The following is a 15,783-nucleotide window of genomic DNA, read 5'->3' as shown; positions in this document are numbered from 1 at the left end:
CAATTCTATGAATTAGTCTAGGTGTTTGAGAGGGATTGGATTTGGGTCAGTGCGTTTTGAGCAAGACCAGCAACTGTAGAGTCTCCACTCTTCGTTAAATTCTCGAAGATAGAAACGAACTGGCTATAAGTGTTCTTCGTACCCGAAGCTACCACACCGCGGCCGCCGCTGTTTGCACGAGTTCCGCCTGCGTTTTGACCATTTTTAGCCTGCTCAAGACCTGTCACCATCACTTGTGCCGCGTGAGTCACTACTTGAGTGTCATCAGACTGAAGTGCCAAGGCCAAGATCGAAAGTTTTGAACCGGACATGTAGCTCATCATGTATGTGTCAGCGGTCTTTTTATTAGTTGCGTCCAACTTGTCATAGTTCGTAGAAACTGTGCTAAAGCTCTTCAAGCTTGGAACTGCTTGAGCGATCACCAGAGCCATCGCTTGAGTTTCCGTGTTTGAACTCTGGATCAAATCGTTCATGATCAAGTACAATGTATTCGCATCAACTTCTTTGTTGTTGAAAGCGTTGATAAGCTTGTTCACATTTTCTTTCGTAGGCTGACCCACAACCAAGGCACGCCACTGAGCTGCGCTCAAAGTATCGGCCTTTTGCTGGTTATTAGCGTTTGCCTGTGCCGTTTGCATCGCACCAATTGCGCCACCCGACTGAGTCTGAGTTTCTGGATTTAAATCGCTAGATACCAATGGAGCCGTTGGAGCCGCATTGTTAATAGTCACTTTCATCTCAGGCTTTTTCTGAGCCGCAGCTGCTGTTGCCGCCGCTTTTTGCTGAGCTGCTTTCTTTGCCGCTTCTGCAGCCTGAGCTTTAGGATCAATTTTAGGTGCATTTTTAGCGTCAGGAAGTTTCTTAGCGTCTTTTTTGTCTTTGAATGGATTGATTTCAGTGCGCTCGATCTCGCGGCCTTCTAGACCAAAAAAGAAGTTATAAAGCGCGCTCTTAGGACGAGGCATGCTGTAGGACATGTCGAAATCTGCATGTTTAACGGTTCTTACGGCACCTCTCAGAAAGAAGAATCCTGCAAAGGCAATCATCGCTGCAGCCAGAATCATTCCTGTTACATATCGATTTGTGTTACCCATAAAAACCTCACTTGGTTATAACTATTCAATAAGCCAAGGATGTGCCATGGGTGCTCGATTGTAGAGCATCTGGAGGTCTCACTCTGGGAAGGAATGCCAACCGGAGCAATTTGCGCGCACGTGTGTATAGCCGCTAGACGGTCTCAGTCTGAGACACTCTCATTCAGGACTTGTGTGCACGCACGCCCAGTGAGAAGAACAGCGAAGTGCATTAGAGATCGTAGTGCGATCACGTGATCGTGTTACGCCATTTGCAGAAAGGGTCCTTTGGGTGAAATGGTATATTATACGAGTGAGTCGTCTATTATACCATTTCACTGAAACGCTCATTAAGTCTAACGGGAATTCTTTATTTCTAAAGAAGAGTCTTTGATGATCTTTTCATATTGTTCAGGACAAATCGTCTATAAGACTACCCAGTCGTATAATAGACGATTCGCAGGAAAGGCCCTTGGTTTAAATATCCAAAATAAGATCGAAGGAAGTTCCCAAACTACAGAAACCTGACGGCCCGGACGGCCGTCAGGAAGCGGAGCTACCGAGATCGCTGCGCCTTCGGCGTACAAGGACAGAAGCTCGGGCGTGGACCGATGCTCGGGAAGTCCCGACAGACCCCAGGACGCTTTTCATACACTGTACAGAGGCGCGTTTTTGAGTCGAGGAAGTAGCAATCCCGGCCATGCTTTTGCGTCAGCATAAAGAGCTCCGTCCCCTGACGGTAGCTACTGATGATGCCCTCTTTCATAAGCCGCTTTGCGAGTTTCTTGATCGAGCCCGCGGCTTCGTCTGGGCTGACGACTTCGAGACGGATGAGGTCGCTGAGCTTCACTTCAACGGGCATCGTGCAACAGCCGCCAAAGCAGCCATCGCACATTCCTTTGCGGTAGAATTTCCAAGTGGAAGGACGGTCAATATCGACGTGAGCCATACAGGGCTCATATTACGGAACGATGGGGGCCTTTGTCACGAGCTGACTGTCGTAGCGAGCATTGTCATCCATGGACTGCAAAACAACGAGGGTATAACCGCGGTCATAAATCGCCCTCAAAAATTCCGGCAAAACTTCCAGGGTCCGGCGCTGAATATCGTGAAACAAAACGATCCCCCGTTGGTTTTTGTCGATTTGATCGAGAACCACTTTCAGCAAATCCGGATTGCTTTGCGCTTTCCAGTCGGTGGAATCGATACTCCAATACATTTGCGCCACTTGGCGCCCGGCCAAGTACGCCACCAGAGCTGGATCCGATTCACCGTAGGGAAAGCGAAAGAAGGGATCCACAAATCCCAAGATATCATACACCGCCTGATGCCCTCCGCGAATCTCACTCACTGCCTCATCAAACGTCAACGGAGTCCCGTTGTTCGCCTTCGTGCACATGGCATTGCTGGCAAGGCAGCGATGCGTGAGCGAGTGACTGCCGATCACGTGGCCTTCGGTAGCTGCACGGTAAACAATGGTCGGATTCTCGCGCACGTGGGGTCCCAGCGTGAAGAACATTACCCTGGCATTGACGGCCTTAAGAATATCCAGAATCTGCGGCGTCAGCTCGGTGTTAGGGCCGTCATCAAAGGTCAGTATGAGCTCTTTCGGTTGAACGTCACCCGTTGCTGCACGATAGCCTTTTGAAAGATCGCGCTTTTCTACGCGCGGCTGAAACTGAAAATTCAAGCCAGAGTTTTTTTCCAGCAGTTGCTTTTGCTCTAGCCAGTATTTTTCCAGCGATTGTTTTAAAGAGTCTCGGCAGTCCTTCAGGATAGGTAAGTTCTCGGGTCTGTTAATCTCTTCTTCAAACAAGGAAAGATCCTGACCTTTTAACTCAGAGAGACCGTCACAGACTTCCTTGCTTAAGCCGGCGTTGGTTTTCACCTCTTCACGCAAACGTGCAAACAGGTTGCGCGGATTTTCATCGGCGCTCTCCCACTCAAGAATGCTCTTAGCTTTTTGATTTTTGTCGACGGATTCTTGGATTTCTCTGTGCACTGGTTTTGTGCACGCGACAAAGCCTAATGCCAGAAGCATTATGTAACATTTTTTTAGCATCTTACCTACTCCACGGAACCGTGGTTCCCTAGTTGAAATTTGATTTTGGCGTTTTCAATAACGACCCGCGGATCTTGATTGTGATCGTCGAAGACCATCACATTGCGAACGCTTTCCTTCTGCACCACCATGGGTGTCCAAAGGTGCTGCAGATACACGAGGGTCAAACCCAAAGATAACGATAAAACCATGCACAAAAAGCACAAGGTCACGAGGTCTATTTGCGGAGTCGTATTGTCATTGCGGGCCCGCTCAATAATTTCGAAGCGGTCTTTGACCGACAGCTTCTGTGCTTCGACTTTGGCGAGAGTCTCTGTCAGCTCTTTGTACTTCAAGTACTCGAGCTCAGATTTCTTGCGCTTGTCTTCAAGCATTTGGGCCGCCACCGGAAGCACCTTAAGATGCTTGCCGATCTTATCCACTGAGTCTTTTATCTGTACAACCCGGCTTTCAAGCATTTTGTTTTCTAAACGCAAAGCCTCTATGCGACCACCGACACCGTACAACGAGCTGCCGGTATTCTTCTCAACGGGGTTGCCGTCCTGAAGAAACTCAATGTCGCGGTTATTTTCAGAAATTTTGAGGCGCGCTTCATTCATTCGCACCATGAGATCCGAAAGGTACTCTCCCATTTTCTCACGGCTGGTGAGCGAGATCAAATTCTCGGGCTGAGCCTGAAAATTCGCGAGTTCCTCGGTGAGCTCTTTGATGTTTTTATCGACTTGCGATTTTTGGTCGACGATGAACTTTTCAACTTCGTTGATCTCGGACATCTCGCGATTGCGTAGGTACTCAGAGGACAGTTCCAGAGCCGTGTTCGTCAAAAACATCGAAAGGTCCTTGGAGGGTGTTGCAAAAGACACTTTGATTTCATAGTCCGATTCGAGCTTCGCCTGAGACCAAGAATCCAATTTCATAATAAAGGCGAGCCTGCTTGCCTCATCCTTCATGGCATCATTGAGATACTTGTCTTTAATATACTCGTAAGCTTTTTGTTCTTCGACTGGCAGGCTAGGACTTCTTCCGCGTACATCGATGCGCTTTAAAAGTTCTTCGTAGAATTCGCGGGTTTTCAGAACTTCGATTTGCTTACCAATTTGAGTATTGCCTTTTTTCCCGTCGGCAACGGATTTGGTCATGCCAAAGTAAGCAGTTGAAAAGGCCTGGAGAGGACTGTTCTGGGCATCGTTGACTAATAGTCGCCCTTTTCCCACGTAAGGAATTTTAAAAATATAAAGTAACAGAGAAATAACTAAGAGACTTACAAAAAGCCCCACAAACAACTTAACGTGTCTCTTAAGGAGAGCCAGAAAGTCGCGCGCCTGAAATGTTCTTTCTACTTTGCTTTCTAATAACTTTTCCATGAAGCCCGTTATGCCACAAACCACAACCTGCGGCATAGCGAGCAGAGAGTGCTGGAACAAAGCTTATTACGGCGGTAACACCGCCGTAACAACAGAGACTTCAATTAGATTTTAGAGGGAATCAATGCGTGGAAACGTGACGGGACGAATCACCGGGCCGGTTGCTTTGGCCTCAGGTTTTATCTCGGTTTTCGTAACAGGCTTGTTGTCTTCAACAAAACCTTGGGTCACTTGCTGCAGGTGGTTCGCCGTTTCGCAAGCCTGGCGGAAAGCATCGCCCAACTTTTTCAGAGCTTCTTGATCGGCCTTAGGCACTTCAAATGCCTTCGTCAAATCCACCGGCACTTCACGGCTGAGCGGAGTTTCTAGATCAATCCGTGACTCCTGAAAAGCATCCACATCGGCATCCCCCGCCGCCGCCATCATCGCCGCCTGTGGTTCCGTCGAAGCTTGCGCCCATTCCGGCAGACTCTCTTCACAGAACATCAGCTGGTCTTTATTCACTTGCGCGATCATCTCGATTTCACCCAAAGAAAGATCTACTTGAGCCGCGATCTCTTGCACGCTCATCCCCTGATGGGCCAGACGTGCGGCTTTCACGTATTTAATGGTGCTTTGTCTTTCGACGATTTCATTGTGGGGGATACGGTCTTGAAAGATCTTCGCAACTTCGAGGCTCTTCTGCATGGCCTGCTCAATTTTCTGAAGCTGCTTATCGGAGTTTTGTACTTGCTGCTGGATCTCGCGCACTTTTTGTTCCAGCAAGGTCGTCAACTGCTGAACCTGAACTTCCGTACGATCAGACAAGTCTTCGAGGACAGCAATCTTACTCTGCAAAAGCTGCAGGCCTTTGCTGAGGCGCGGATCATCTTTTTGAGGGCGCTGCAGGCGAATCCACGCACCCACGCATCCCGCGACCAGAATCAAATCCACAAATACTTGCGTTAATACCCAAAAGCTCACAGGGCCTCCGTCGTGTCCTTATACAGACCAGTTTAGAGGAAAACCGCCTGGACCTACAATGGACCAAGGTCTCAGTTTAAGACAAAAGTTTTCGTAGGCGCATGTTTATGAGACAGCTTATGCTAAGCTCAGGCTTAGGGAGAATGAATTCATGACGCCGTCTATTTTACAGAGACTCATCATTTTGATCGCCTCCGCTATGCTTTTAGCGTCTTGCGGGAATGTTAAATTCACAGGTTTCTCAACCGAGAAAGTTGGTAGCGACGGTACGAATGGCGATGGCATCCACGACGACAGTGGTGGTCCAACTCCAACACCTTCTCCAGGAACAAGCCCTACAGCCACTCCTCCAGGCGGAAGCTCACCAACACCAACACCGACGCCAACAGGTACTCCACGCACAGTGACTTACTCTGAAGTGGTTCCTGCAAATCCGAATAAAGTCGACATCTTGTTAGTGATCGACGATTCCGGCTCAATGAAAACCGATCAGTTAAAGCTTGCTAGCAAACTTTCTGGCTTCGCAAATTTGCTTGAAAGCCAAAGCGTTCCAATGGACTGGCAAATGTGTGTGACTGTGACTCGCAGTCAGCTGATCAGCAATAACTACTACTGGGGTGCTTCCGTAAACTGGGTGGGATACTCACCGGCTGCAGGCACACCACAGTACGTTTTGAAAAAGGGCACATCGAACCTCAACAATATCTTCACTCAAACAATCAATGCCATCGGCGCCGGCGTTCCTGGGTCTGGTGATGAACGTGGCATTAAAGCGGCTTATCACCACTTCTATAACGGTGAACCGGGCGTTGCCGGAACGAGCGGCTGTTATCGTAGTGGGGCAGCAGTTTCTGTGATCGTAATTTCCGATGAAGATGAACGTAGTGTGGGTGGCGACTGCTCCCGCATAAAAACGAATATGAATGAAGATCCAAAAACGTGCTTGCCACTCGAGGCGGCGGACATGCCGAACAACCTCTTGTCTCAAGCTAAGACAGTCTTCGGTACAAACGTGCGCTTCACCTTTAACTCCATCGTCGTGGCGGATTCAGCTTGTGAAAAGATTCAAGATGAGACACCGGATGAGCTGAACCAACGCTCTCCGAGCCATCAAGGCACGAAGTACATCGAGACCTCGCACCTGACCAATGGCGGTGTCGGCAGTATCTGTGCTGATGACTTCTCGACAAATCTGAACCTCTTTAAAGACAAGATCTTGAACTCGGTCTCATCGCTCACATTAGAATGTGCTCCAGTTTCGGGAACACTTGTGGTTGCGATCGATGGAGTTAACACAACAGCCTACACGTTGAATGGCGCGAACTTGAAATTCACGAACGCTGTTGTTGAAGGCAAACGCGTAACGATGACTTATAAGTGTAATCCGTAATTTTGTCGGTGATTTTACACCCGTAAAATCACTGAACACCCCCTGTACAGGGAGTCTACACCCGAAAAACCCCTGTACAGTCAGTGGTCTAGCCTCTTGGATACTCACGTCCCAAAGTAGGAACCCCCTATTAATACCTTTGTGTATTTAGTTGGCTATGCTAACTTGTCCTCAGGGGGATAACCATGGCTCAGAATCTTTTTAAGAGTGTAACTGTTTCTTTACTCTTGATGTCCTTTCTGGCTGCTTGTGGAAACGTACGTTTTTCTGCGAGTTCATCGACTGATGGAACTGGCACCACTTCTGGCACCAACGGCACACCAGGCGATGATGGCGCGATCGCAGGTAATGATGGCGGACCTCGCCCAGGCGATGACGGCAGCGTACCAGGCGCTACACCAACTCCGACTCCACCACCAAGCGGTGCTCGCGACGTTTCTTACTCATTGCAGGTTCCTGCAGCGAGCAACAAAGTCGACTTCTTGTTGGTTATCGATAACTCCGCTTCAATGATTGCAGTCCAACAAAAGATGGCTCAATCAATGTCGGCATTGGCTTCACAAATGAACTCATTGAATATCGATTGGCAAATGTGCTTAACAGTCACTACTGACATGAATAAAGGTGGTACTGCTTCTGGCACAGGTACTCACACTTGTACTGGTGGATACTGCACAGGTACTTATACTGGCGGTAACTGGTACTGGGGTGTTTCACTTCCTTGGGTGAACGGTAAGTACGCAATCAACAAAACGGATCTTTCTGCTGATGCCAATATCTTTAATAACACCATTCCTAAAATCGGTTCCGGCGACTCTGGTACTGGTGACGAACGCGGTATTAAAGCGGCTTACAACCACTTTGCAAACTGGAAAGCCAGCGGACAGCATAATACATCAAGCTGTTATCGCGCAGGTTCTTCAGTAGCCGTAATCCTTTTGTCTGACGAAGATGAGCGCTCTGTTGCCGGTGATTGCTCTCGCGTAAATACAGCTTTGGGTGACAAAGAGATTCCATCTTGCCGTGAGTATGGTACAGGCGCATTGCGTGTTCTTGAGTTCCAAGATCAGCCGTCAAACCTGGTATCTCAGGCAAATGCTGTGTTCGGAGATACGTCACGCTTTACATTTAACTCGATCATCTCAGACACAGATGCTTGTACGACTCAGTTGAACAACAACGCGAGCTTCGTAAAAGACGGTGTTCCTTACTACTCACCACACTACACTGGTACTGTTTACAAACAGGCATCAGCATTAACTGGCGGTGGCGTAGCGAGCTTGTGTTCTTCAGACCTGAAACTGAATTTGTTCAGTGACGTGGTTGTGAACACGCTCTCTAAGCTGACGATGGAATGCGCTCCGACTTCATTGACAGTGAAAAAGGCCTCGACTCAAGCGGGTCTTGCGTCTGCGGCGGCATTACCTGCATCAGCCTATAGCGTGAGTGGTGCGGTGATTACTTTCAATCCAGCATTGCAACAAAACGACTGGGTTTCATTGCAATACCACTGTGCACAGTAATGTAAGCGTGCACAGTAAAGCAGAATTTTAATAACGGATTATTAACTTAACTGAGCCAAACAAGAAGCCATCCTCTGGATGGCTTCTTTCATTTGAGCCTCCGAGCACGCAAAGCTCAGGCGCAAATAGCCGTCGCAGCCGCACTCAGATCCAGGCACTGTCGCTACGAAATATTCATTGAGCAGAATATCCGCGAAGTCCTTCGAGCCTTCAATCTTGCGGCCTTTATAAGACTTGCCATAGATCGACTTCATTTCGACCCACAGATAGAACGCCCCTTGCGGCTCAATCACGCGAAGCTGTGGAACTTCGGCAAAAGCAGCCATCGCAGCCTTCTTACGTTGAATGAGGGTCTTTACGACTTCTGCGATATCCGGCTCGGAATGCTTAATCGCCGCCACGGCAGCGTATTGGGAAATACTGGATGGTGACCCCGTCGACTGGCTTTGATAGTCACCCATCGCCGTAATCAGCTTCTCAGGCCCCACAGCCCAGCCGATACGCCAGCCGGTCATAGAATAAGCCTTAGAACCGCCGTTCACGAGAACCACGCGGTCTTTGAGCTCCGGCGCCACATGCAAGATGTGCGGAGCTACGCTTGTACCATCAAACATCAGGCGGTTGTACATATCATCAGAAATCACCACCACTTGTGGATGGCGCTTCAAAACTTCAGCAAGGGCCTTCAGCTCTTCACGAGTGTAAACCAGACCCGTTGGATTGCTCGGCGAGCAAAACAAGAACGCGCGGGTTCTTGGCGTGATCGCTTTCTCGAGCTTTTCCGGAGTCATCTTGAAGTTCACATCTTCGCCACAATCAACAACCACGGGAACGCCGTCAGCGAGCTCCACCATCGTGGGGTAACTCACCCAGTACGGAGAATTGATGATCACTTCATCACCAGGGCTGCAGAGCATTTGCAAAGCGCCGAAGATGATAAACTTCGCACCCGAAGCAACCGTCACATTTTTAACCGTGTATTCAAGACCGATTTCACTTTTGATTTTATCTGCAACAGCTTGACGAAGCTCAACAGTGCCGTTGGCTGGAGTGTATTTTGTAATGCCTTTTTCGATGGCCTCTTTACCCGCAGCGGCTGCCACTGGGAACGTCGGCCAATCCGGTTCGCCCACAGTGAGCGAAATCACCGGATGCCCTTTGGCTTGAAGTTCTTTGGCTTTAGCAACGAGGAACAGAGTGGGAGAGGTTTTTAAATTTTGTGCTCTTTTTGATAACATCATTTGGACCTCTTCATTTTTTTCGCCAATGCCTCAGCAACGACGTCTGTGACTAAACCAGTGAGAGCGCCGCCATGCTGGGCAACTTCTTTCACTCCACGAGAAGAAATAAAATAATATTTGGGATCTGCGAACACGAGCAGCGTTTCAATACTCGGGGCCAGCATCTTGTTCATATTGGCCATCGTCATCTCATACTCGAAATCCACAACCGCACGCAGGCCCCGCACGATGACATCGGATTTGATTTTTTTCATGTAGTCCGTGGTCAGGCCTTCATGAATATCGACTTTAACATTTTTTAAATGCGACAAGCTTTTTTCGATGAGCTCTTTGCGCTCTTGAGTTGTAAAGAGTGAGGCTTTATTCGGAGATTGCGAAATCAGCACCACGGTCTCTTCATAGAGATGCGAAATTCTTTGGATAATATCTACGTGGCCGAGGGTGATTGGATCGAAACTTCCTGGATAAACAGCGATCTTACTCATGGCTCTCTTTATCCTGTTTTTTCGAGAAGAAAGATAGGATTTTGTCGCCAAACTCACGGCGGTCGTAACGCTCTAGATCGCCGTAAAGGTCTTCCATTCTTTCGCGGCGCTCAGATTCAATGGCCATCAAAGTTTGCGGCCCAAAAGCAGCGCTTTGGCTCGCATGTTCCATGACTGCGTGAGCCATTTTCTCAGTAAACGGAGGGTCCGCAAAAATGATATCGAAGGTCTCCCCTTGATAGCTCTTTAAATAGGCAAGAACGTCCATATTGACGATTTTGTAATCCGTGCTTGGAACCTTGAGCTTTGCTAGATTCTGACGAAGAATTTCAAGCGACTTCGGATGCTTTTCTACAAAAATCACTTCACGTGCGCCACGAGATAAAGACTCAAGCCCCAGATTGCCGGTGCCCGAAAATAAATCCACCACGCGTGAACCCTCGATATCAAACATGAGTTTATTAAACAGGGTCTCTTTCACACGGTCTGTCGTAGGACGAATGTGACTTGCTTGAAAATCCACAAGCGGATGACCTTTGTACTTTCCGGAAATAATTCTCATTTCTGCAAACCCTCAGCCATTTTCTCGGCGACTGCAACAATCGAAAAAATATCATCAAACGGCTTTGGTATAAAAAGATCCGCGCCCATTTGCAAGGCCGTCTCCATATTATGCTCACCAGAAAACGCTGAAATCAGAATAACTTTGCCAGATCTCTGCTTACCGACCTCGGACAGCACCTGGGGGCCCGTCATTTTCGGCATAAGGACATCCAAAAAGACCAAGTCCGGCTTCTGTTCGCGCCACATTTGCAGCCCCTGCAGACCGTCTTCGGCTTCAAGAATATCGTGGCCATGGCTTTTCAAAGCGCGGCCCAGTGAACGGCGAACAAGAGGTTCATCATCGACGATTAAGATCTTCATGCTGCGAACTCTTTAATAGGCAAAGTAATACAGAACACGGCCCCTTTGCCTGACTCGGTTTCAAAGTGGATGTCGCCGCCGAATCTTTCAACGATGGACTTCGACATACTTAAACCAAGGCCCGTGCCCAATCCCTCTTTTTTGGTTGTAAAGAAAGCTTCGAATATTTTGTTTTGAATTTCCTGGGGAATGCCTGGGCCGGTGTCTGACACGCGCAACTCCACCATGCGGGGATTCTTCCCGGAAATTCCCGAGGTCACGGTCAACGTCCCCGGATCTTTCATCGCCTGGCAGGCGTTATTCACGAGATTAAACACCACCTGCTGCAAAAGATGCGGCTCCACTTCAACCAGCGCCTGACGAGCATCGAGATGCAACTGAAAGCGATGCAAGCGCAAAGCGGTTTTCAGCATCGGCAAAGTTTTTTCAACAATCTCATCGACCGAAATAAGCGCCTGAGGCTGCGTATCGTTTTGCGAGAATTCAAGAAGGTTTTTAATAATCTTTTGCGAACGAACCGCTGCCTTTTCAATTTCGACGAGGTCTGAATGCAAAGCCTCTCCCTTGGGAGCTTCGTGCAACAAAACCTGCGCCAAAGAACGAAGGCCCGTCAGCGGATTATTCAGCTCATGCGCGATATGACCGGCCAGCTTTCCAATGGCACCCATTTTTTCACTCTGAAGAACTTTTAGGTAAAGCTCACGAGACTCCGTGATATCCACATACTGATTCACCACGGTTGTTGAGCGGCCACCGTCTTCGCTGGCAATAGGATAGCTATAGACTTGATACGTGCGCGGACCGACTTTGATCTGCCCGCTTTCCGAAGTTTTTTCCTTCAGCGCCTGGGCCACAGGACAGCCGGTACAGATTTTTTTACTCCCGGCAAAACTCTCGTGGCATTTTTCGTGACCGATCACCGAAAACTTCTTATTGGCACGAATGACTTCATAGTCGACGTCAACGATAGCAATAGGATCTTTCATGCTATCGAAAGTTTTTTCCCAGCGATAAGAGAAACTTGAAAGCTGATTGTCCAATAAGACCCGATCCAAGGCCATGCTCAAAGGACCGAGGCGGTCATTCATGTATTCGAGGAAAAACCCCAGTTCCTTGTCGACAAGTGAACTCTCAAAACACAAAATCGCTTCGGCCTTGCCCTCGGCGAACTGACGAATCAGCTTCAACTCCAGAGGGAAAATCAAAGTTTTAATAAAAGGCCGTCCATAATGATTTGCAAAGTGTTTTGCCATCTCTGGATGGTTCGGCTGATACTTATCAGGGAATTCGATTTCAAGAGCTGTCTCTGACTGACTAAACTGGCCGCCATGAAAACTCATCAGAGATGTTTTTGAGCCGGTCACCCGATAAGCAAGAATCGGATCACCTAATTTGTGAAACTTACGAAGCTCTTTGCGTAGAACCTGCAAAAGATCCTCGAAAGAGCTCTGTCCCGCGAGTTCTTTGATAAAACGGATCAAAAGGCGCTCGCGGCTCAGTTTTTCGCTTTCTTCGGTGTGCGAGATCTCAATATGCAAAGTTCGTTCTTCAACGATTTGTTCCAGCCCGCTGGTCAGAATTTCGAGTTCACGGTTTCTTTGAGAAGATTCTTTGAGAAGCTGCGATTGCTGCGATCTCTGCAGATGTTTCTCAAGGGCACTGTTCAGGAAGCCACGGAAAGTTTGAACATCGAGTTCCTGCGGAATAATTCGCTGAACCTGGCCGCGATTAATTCCTTCGCGTACAACACGCTCGTTAAGATCTTGCGAACGAATGATCCGGCTTGAAAAAACCTGATGAACTTTGGCAACGTAAACGAGATCAAGCGCCACATTTTCGCCAAGATCGGCTGAAATCAGAATGACAGAGAAACGGCCGGCCTGCAAAAGACGCTCAGCCTGAACGGCGGACTGAGCTTCAGCCCAATCCACTCGCGCGATCAGCGATAAAGCCCGGTACTCTGGAGGCAAAGGATCCTTTGAGATCCAGAGTATCGGATCGGCGCTTCTTAATGGTTTTACAGCGTCAGTCTTTGCTAGATTCATGAGCTTTAATGCTATCTTCAAGCATATAAACGCTCAAGATTCTTTGCAGCTTTTCGTGGATTTCCAAGCTGCGGCTAGCGACGCTCTCTTGCGTGCCAGGTGGGATACGTAGCTTTTCCGTCTGGTACCATCTTATGATCGGTCCTACCGTCGGAATCATGCGTGCCACGGCCGCCATCACTTCATCTGCACGGTCCAGCAAAGGTCCCATCACGTCCAGACCTTTGTCTGGGATGGCGCGGATGTTTTCCTGAGCGATCTTGTTGACCTCGGAAATCTTCTCGATGGCCTGAACAAACTGCAGATCATCCACGATCGGGAAATCACCACTCAGGTAAAGTGCCTGAATCAGATTCCATGTGAAGAGTTCTCGGGGATCTTCTTGAGGAACCTGATAGCTTGCAAGTCCGGCGCTTCTTTGAATAAGGCCTGCCGGAGATTGCCCGCACAATACCTGGTGCATGTACAACCCGAGTTCTTCTGAAACCACGTCCTCGGGAAAGCTCGCTTTATAGATATAACTTTGCGTTGCCTTGGGGCCGGTCTCCCAGAAGTTGACCGAATCAAAGCTAACGTTCAAACATGGCGTGTTTGTCAGGCTCGCCATATGCATCGGCGCACTATCGCAACCCACCAACAATCGCGCATTCTTAAGCAGATGGAAAATATCACGAAGATGCGTCTGACCGATCAAATTGATGATGCGGCCACGGCTGACACCCGCTTCAATCGCTTCACCGAGATTTCTCTCATTCGCGGCACCGATCATCACAATCGGAGTTTCCAAATTGTGATCGAAGAAGTTTTTTAGAACTCTTGCCCACTTAAATGGCGGCAGAGATTTCTTCGCTTCCGAGGCACCGATGTGAACCAGCACAAAACTCGGCGGCAGGCCGAAATCACGGCCGTCCAGCTGAGGACCGAGCCAGTCTTCTTCTTTGTACTCATAACCCAGCATGGAAATAAAAATATCCGTCAAGTGAACACGATTCTGACTGTGGACACCAACTTGGGCGTAGAAGTAGGCGCTGACTTCATCCGGAATATTCAGGAAACCGTCAGCATGGCGGGTATATCCCGTCACTCGGGTGTTTGGATTCGAAATCGCGTGCACCAAGTAACTTGATACCGGAGAGAAGGTCAAATTAATCACCCAGTCGTATTCTTCGTTACGAAGATCCGCGATGAAATGATCCAAACGCGCCAGCGAGCCATCGACATCAGCCGCCGGTTGAATCATGGGCTCTAGAATATTCGACGTCGGCATCTGAATGTGCCGATCAACGACGCGCACGCCTTCAGTGGCCGCCGCGAACTTCGAACGGGTTAAAAAATGCAAATCCGAATTCGGATGCAACCGTTTGAGCGCCCGCAAAACAGGCCAGCTCATATAAATGTCGCCAAGCCTAGCGAGCTGAATGACTAGAATTTTCATGTGGTCCCTGTTCTTTAACGAGCTCCGCCAAAAGCTTCAACTTCTCTGCTTGTTCATCGTAACCTTGGGTTTTTAAAACTTCTTTATAAGCTTTCTCAAGACGCTTCAGCGCCACTGACAGATAGCTTTCGAGTTCGTTGTTCATTTGCAACTCCCTTACTTGATTCTGTACGACGATTCAGTTCTTCGACGATCATCGTCTTCGCTTGTATAACTTCATCAAATTGATTTTTCTGGGCAACCGACAGGCATTGCACGGTCCATCCCATAAGATGACGGATTTCCGTCTTTAATACATTCAGCTCTACGTATTTCTGCGCATAACTTTCCCACGCGGGGCGATCCAAGTTTAACAGCATTCGCGCGGCTTCATAAGCCGCGGTCACCGGCAACTGTTCACCGCAACGATGACTCACTTGAGAGCATTTTTCTGAATGTGGACAAGGGCCACAGCTCACCCGGCTCTGTAAAATCACTGAATTGTTCGAGTACGCTCCCACCTGTAACGGCTGACTGCTTCCCAACGCCAGCTCTAGAATCGGTAGATCATGAAGCGCCGCCAAGTGCTTGATGCTGGTGTCGCCAGTGATCAGCAAGGCTGCATTTTTAAGGGCTGCTTCAGCTCCTTGAAAATCGCAAATCAGTAAATTCTCCTCTGAAAAATGCTGCAAAAGCCGCTCTTTTTCAAAGGGCGCTCCGAGGACCTGAACTTGGTAGGACGTTTTCTGCTGCAAAGTTTCGAGAAGATTTTTGTACTTTTGCAGATCCCAGTTCTTTTTCGCATCACTGGTCAGCGGCTGGATTAACACGGTTTTTTTACCGGAAGGACGACGCCATTGAATCGCACCCTGCTCAAGCGGGATATCCAAAGCTTTTGCCAATAGCTCGGTATAATGGAAACCGGCGGCTTCCCGGCGGCCAAAGTAATTATTAAAGAATTGAATCCACGGACTTGTCAGCCCGTAGAAGGCACCGTTCTGAGAGTAGATACCGACGCGCTTTTGCGCCGAGATCAGTCCTGACAAGTGTGCTGTGAGACGGTTATGAGTAAAATTGTAAACCGTGTCGTAAGAATTCTGGTTCACACCTTCAACGAACTCGCGAAGGTGTTTAAAACCCCAAAGAATATTGTATTCCTTTTCGCCGCAGCTTTTTTGAAAAGCCTCGCGATCAAAATAAATAAACTTATCGACAAGTCCCGCAAAGAGGAACTCAACCTGAGAGAATTGCTTGTTCACAAGCAAATGGATCTCGCCTTGAGGATGCATCTTACGCAAT

At 48.5% G+C, this 15,783-nt stretch carries 15 protein-coding genes; 2 read left to right on the top strand and 13 right to left on the bottom strand.

Features of this window, described 5'->3' with window-relative positions; all coding sequences use genetic code 11:
* Positions 1 to 17: 17 nt before the first annotated feature.
* The 5 genes from JSU04_07055 to JSU04_07035 all read right to left on the bottom strand — a co-directional run bounded on the left by JSU04_07055 (position 18) and on the right by JSU04_07035 (position 5,462).
* Positions 18 to 1,094, bottom strand: coding sequence for a hypothetical protein (locus JSU04_07055; GenBank protein ID MBS1970048.1), 1,077 nt, complete (start codon positions 1,092 to 1,094; stop codon positions 18 to 20).
* Between the two features lie 535 nt (positions 1,095 to 1,629).
* Positions 1,630 to 2,022 carry a YkgJ family cysteine cluster protein gene (locus JSU04_07050; GenBank protein ID MBS1970047.1) on the bottom strand — a complete coding sequence of 131 codons (393 nt, stop codon included), beginning with the start codon at positions 2,020 to 2,022 and terminating at the stop codon, positions 1,630 to 1,632.
* A 12-nt stretch (positions 2,023 to 2,034) separates the two neighbouring features.
* A complete protein-coding gene (locus JSU04_07045; protein ID MBS1970046.1) occupies positions 2,035 to 3,114 on the bottom strand; it encodes a polysaccharide deacetylase family protein in 1,080 nt (359 codons plus the stop codon).
* 26 nt (positions 3,115 to 3,140) lie between these two features.
* The gene (locus JSU04_07040) at positions 3,141 to 4,499 is read right to left on the bottom strand and encodes a hypothetical protein (protein MBS1970045.1); all 1,359 of its coding nucleotides are present in this window, start codon (positions 4,497 to 4,499) and stop codon (positions 3,141 to 3,143) included.
* A 111-nt stretch (positions 4,500 to 4,610) separates the two neighbouring features.
* Positions 4,611 to 5,462 carry a DUF2802 domain-containing protein gene (locus JSU04_07035; GenBank protein ID MBS1970044.1) on the bottom strand — a complete coding sequence of 284 codons (852 nt, stop codon included), beginning with the start codon at positions 5,460 to 5,462 and terminating at the stop codon, positions 4,611 to 4,613.
* Positions 5,463 to 5,613: 151 nt separating this feature from the next.
* On the opposite strand from JSU04_07035, the gene JSU04_07030 reads away from it, so the two are divergent.
* Both JSU04_07030 and JSU04_07025 read left to right on the top strand, forming a co-directional pair.
* Positions 5,614 to 6,852, top strand: a complete 1,239-nt coding sequence (locus JSU04_07030) for a hypothetical protein (protein MBS1970043.1) — start codon at positions 5,614 to 5,616, stop codon at positions 6,850 to 6,852.
* A gap of 185 nt (positions 6,853 to 7,037) precedes the next feature.
* The gene (locus JSU04_07025) at positions 7,038 to 8,375 is read left to right on the top strand and encodes a hypothetical protein (GenBank protein ID MBS1970042.1); all 1,338 of its coding nucleotides are present in this window, start codon (positions 7,038 to 7,040) and stop codon (positions 8,373 to 8,375) included.
* 41 nt (positions 8,376 to 8,416) lie between these two features.
* Here JSU04_07025 and JSU04_07020 read toward each other — a convergent pair whose 3' ends face one another.
* Genes JSU04_07020 through JSU04_06985 form a run of 8 tightly spaced genes read right to left on the bottom strand, consistent with a single transcriptional unit; the run spans position 8,417 to position 15,782 of the window.
* A complete protein-coding gene (locus JSU04_07020) occupies positions 8,417 to 9,613 on the bottom strand; it encodes a pyridoxal phosphate-dependent aminotransferase (protein ID MBS1970041.1) in 1,197 nt (398 codons plus the stop codon).
* On the bottom strand, positions 9,613 to 10,101 hold the full coding sequence (coaD, locus tag JSU04_07015; protein MBS1970040.1) for a pantetheine-phosphate adenylyltransferase: 489 nt from the start codon (positions 10,099 to 10,101) through the stop codon (positions 9,613 to 9,615). The genes JSU04_07020 and coaD overlap by 1 nt, the downstream gene beginning before the upstream one ends.
* Positions 10,094 to 10,663: a 16S rRNA (guanine(966)-N(2))-methyltransferase RsmD gene (gene rsmD, locus JSU04_07010; protein MBS1970039.1), complete on the bottom strand. Its 570-nt coding sequence runs from the start codon at positions 10,661 to 10,663 to the stop codon at positions 10,094 to 10,096. The genes coaD and rsmD overlap by 8 nt, the downstream gene beginning before the upstream one ends.
* Positions 10,660 to 11,025: a response regulator gene (locus JSU04_07005; protein ID MBS1970038.1), complete on the bottom strand. Its 366-nt coding sequence runs from the start codon at positions 11,023 to 11,025 to the stop codon at positions 10,660 to 10,662. The genes rsmD and JSU04_07005 overlap by 4 nt, the downstream gene beginning before the upstream one ends.
* Positions 11,022 to 13,070, bottom strand: coding sequence for a PAS domain-containing sensor histidine kinase (locus JSU04_07000; protein ID MBS1970037.1), 2,049 nt, complete (start codon positions 13,068 to 13,070; stop codon positions 11,022 to 11,024). The genes JSU04_07005 and JSU04_07000 overlap by 4 nt, the downstream gene beginning before the upstream one ends.
* Positions 13,051 to 14,505 (bottom strand): glycosyltransferase family 9 protein, encoded by a 1,455-nt coding sequence (locus JSU04_06995; protein ID MBS1970036.1) that lies wholly within the window; start codon positions 14,503 to 14,505, stop codon positions 13,051 to 13,053. Before JSU04_06995 ends, JSU04_07000 begins: the two co-directional genes overlap by 20 nt.
* A complete protein-coding gene (locus JSU04_06990; protein ID MBS1970035.1) occupies positions 14,477 to 14,650 on the bottom strand; it encodes a hypothetical protein in 174 nt (57 codons plus the stop codon). The genes JSU04_06995 and JSU04_06990 overlap by 29 nt, the downstream gene beginning before the upstream one ends.
* Entirely contained in the window at positions 14,601 to 15,782 is a 1,182-nt protein-coding gene (locus tag JSU04_06985; protein ID MBS1970034.1) for a glycosyltransferase family 9 protein, read from the bottom strand. Before JSU04_06985 ends, JSU04_06990 begins: the two co-directional genes overlap by 50 nt.
* Position 15,783: the final 1 nt, after the last annotated feature.

Source organism: Bdellovibrionales bacterium, assembly GCA_018266295.1.
Classification (GTDB): Bacteria; Bdellovibrionota; Bdellovibrionia; order Bdellovibrionales; family Bdellovibrionaceae; genus JACMRP01.
The sequence above is the reverse complement of the archived record's forward strand: the minus strand, read 5'-3'. Positions and strand labels throughout refer to the sequence as shown.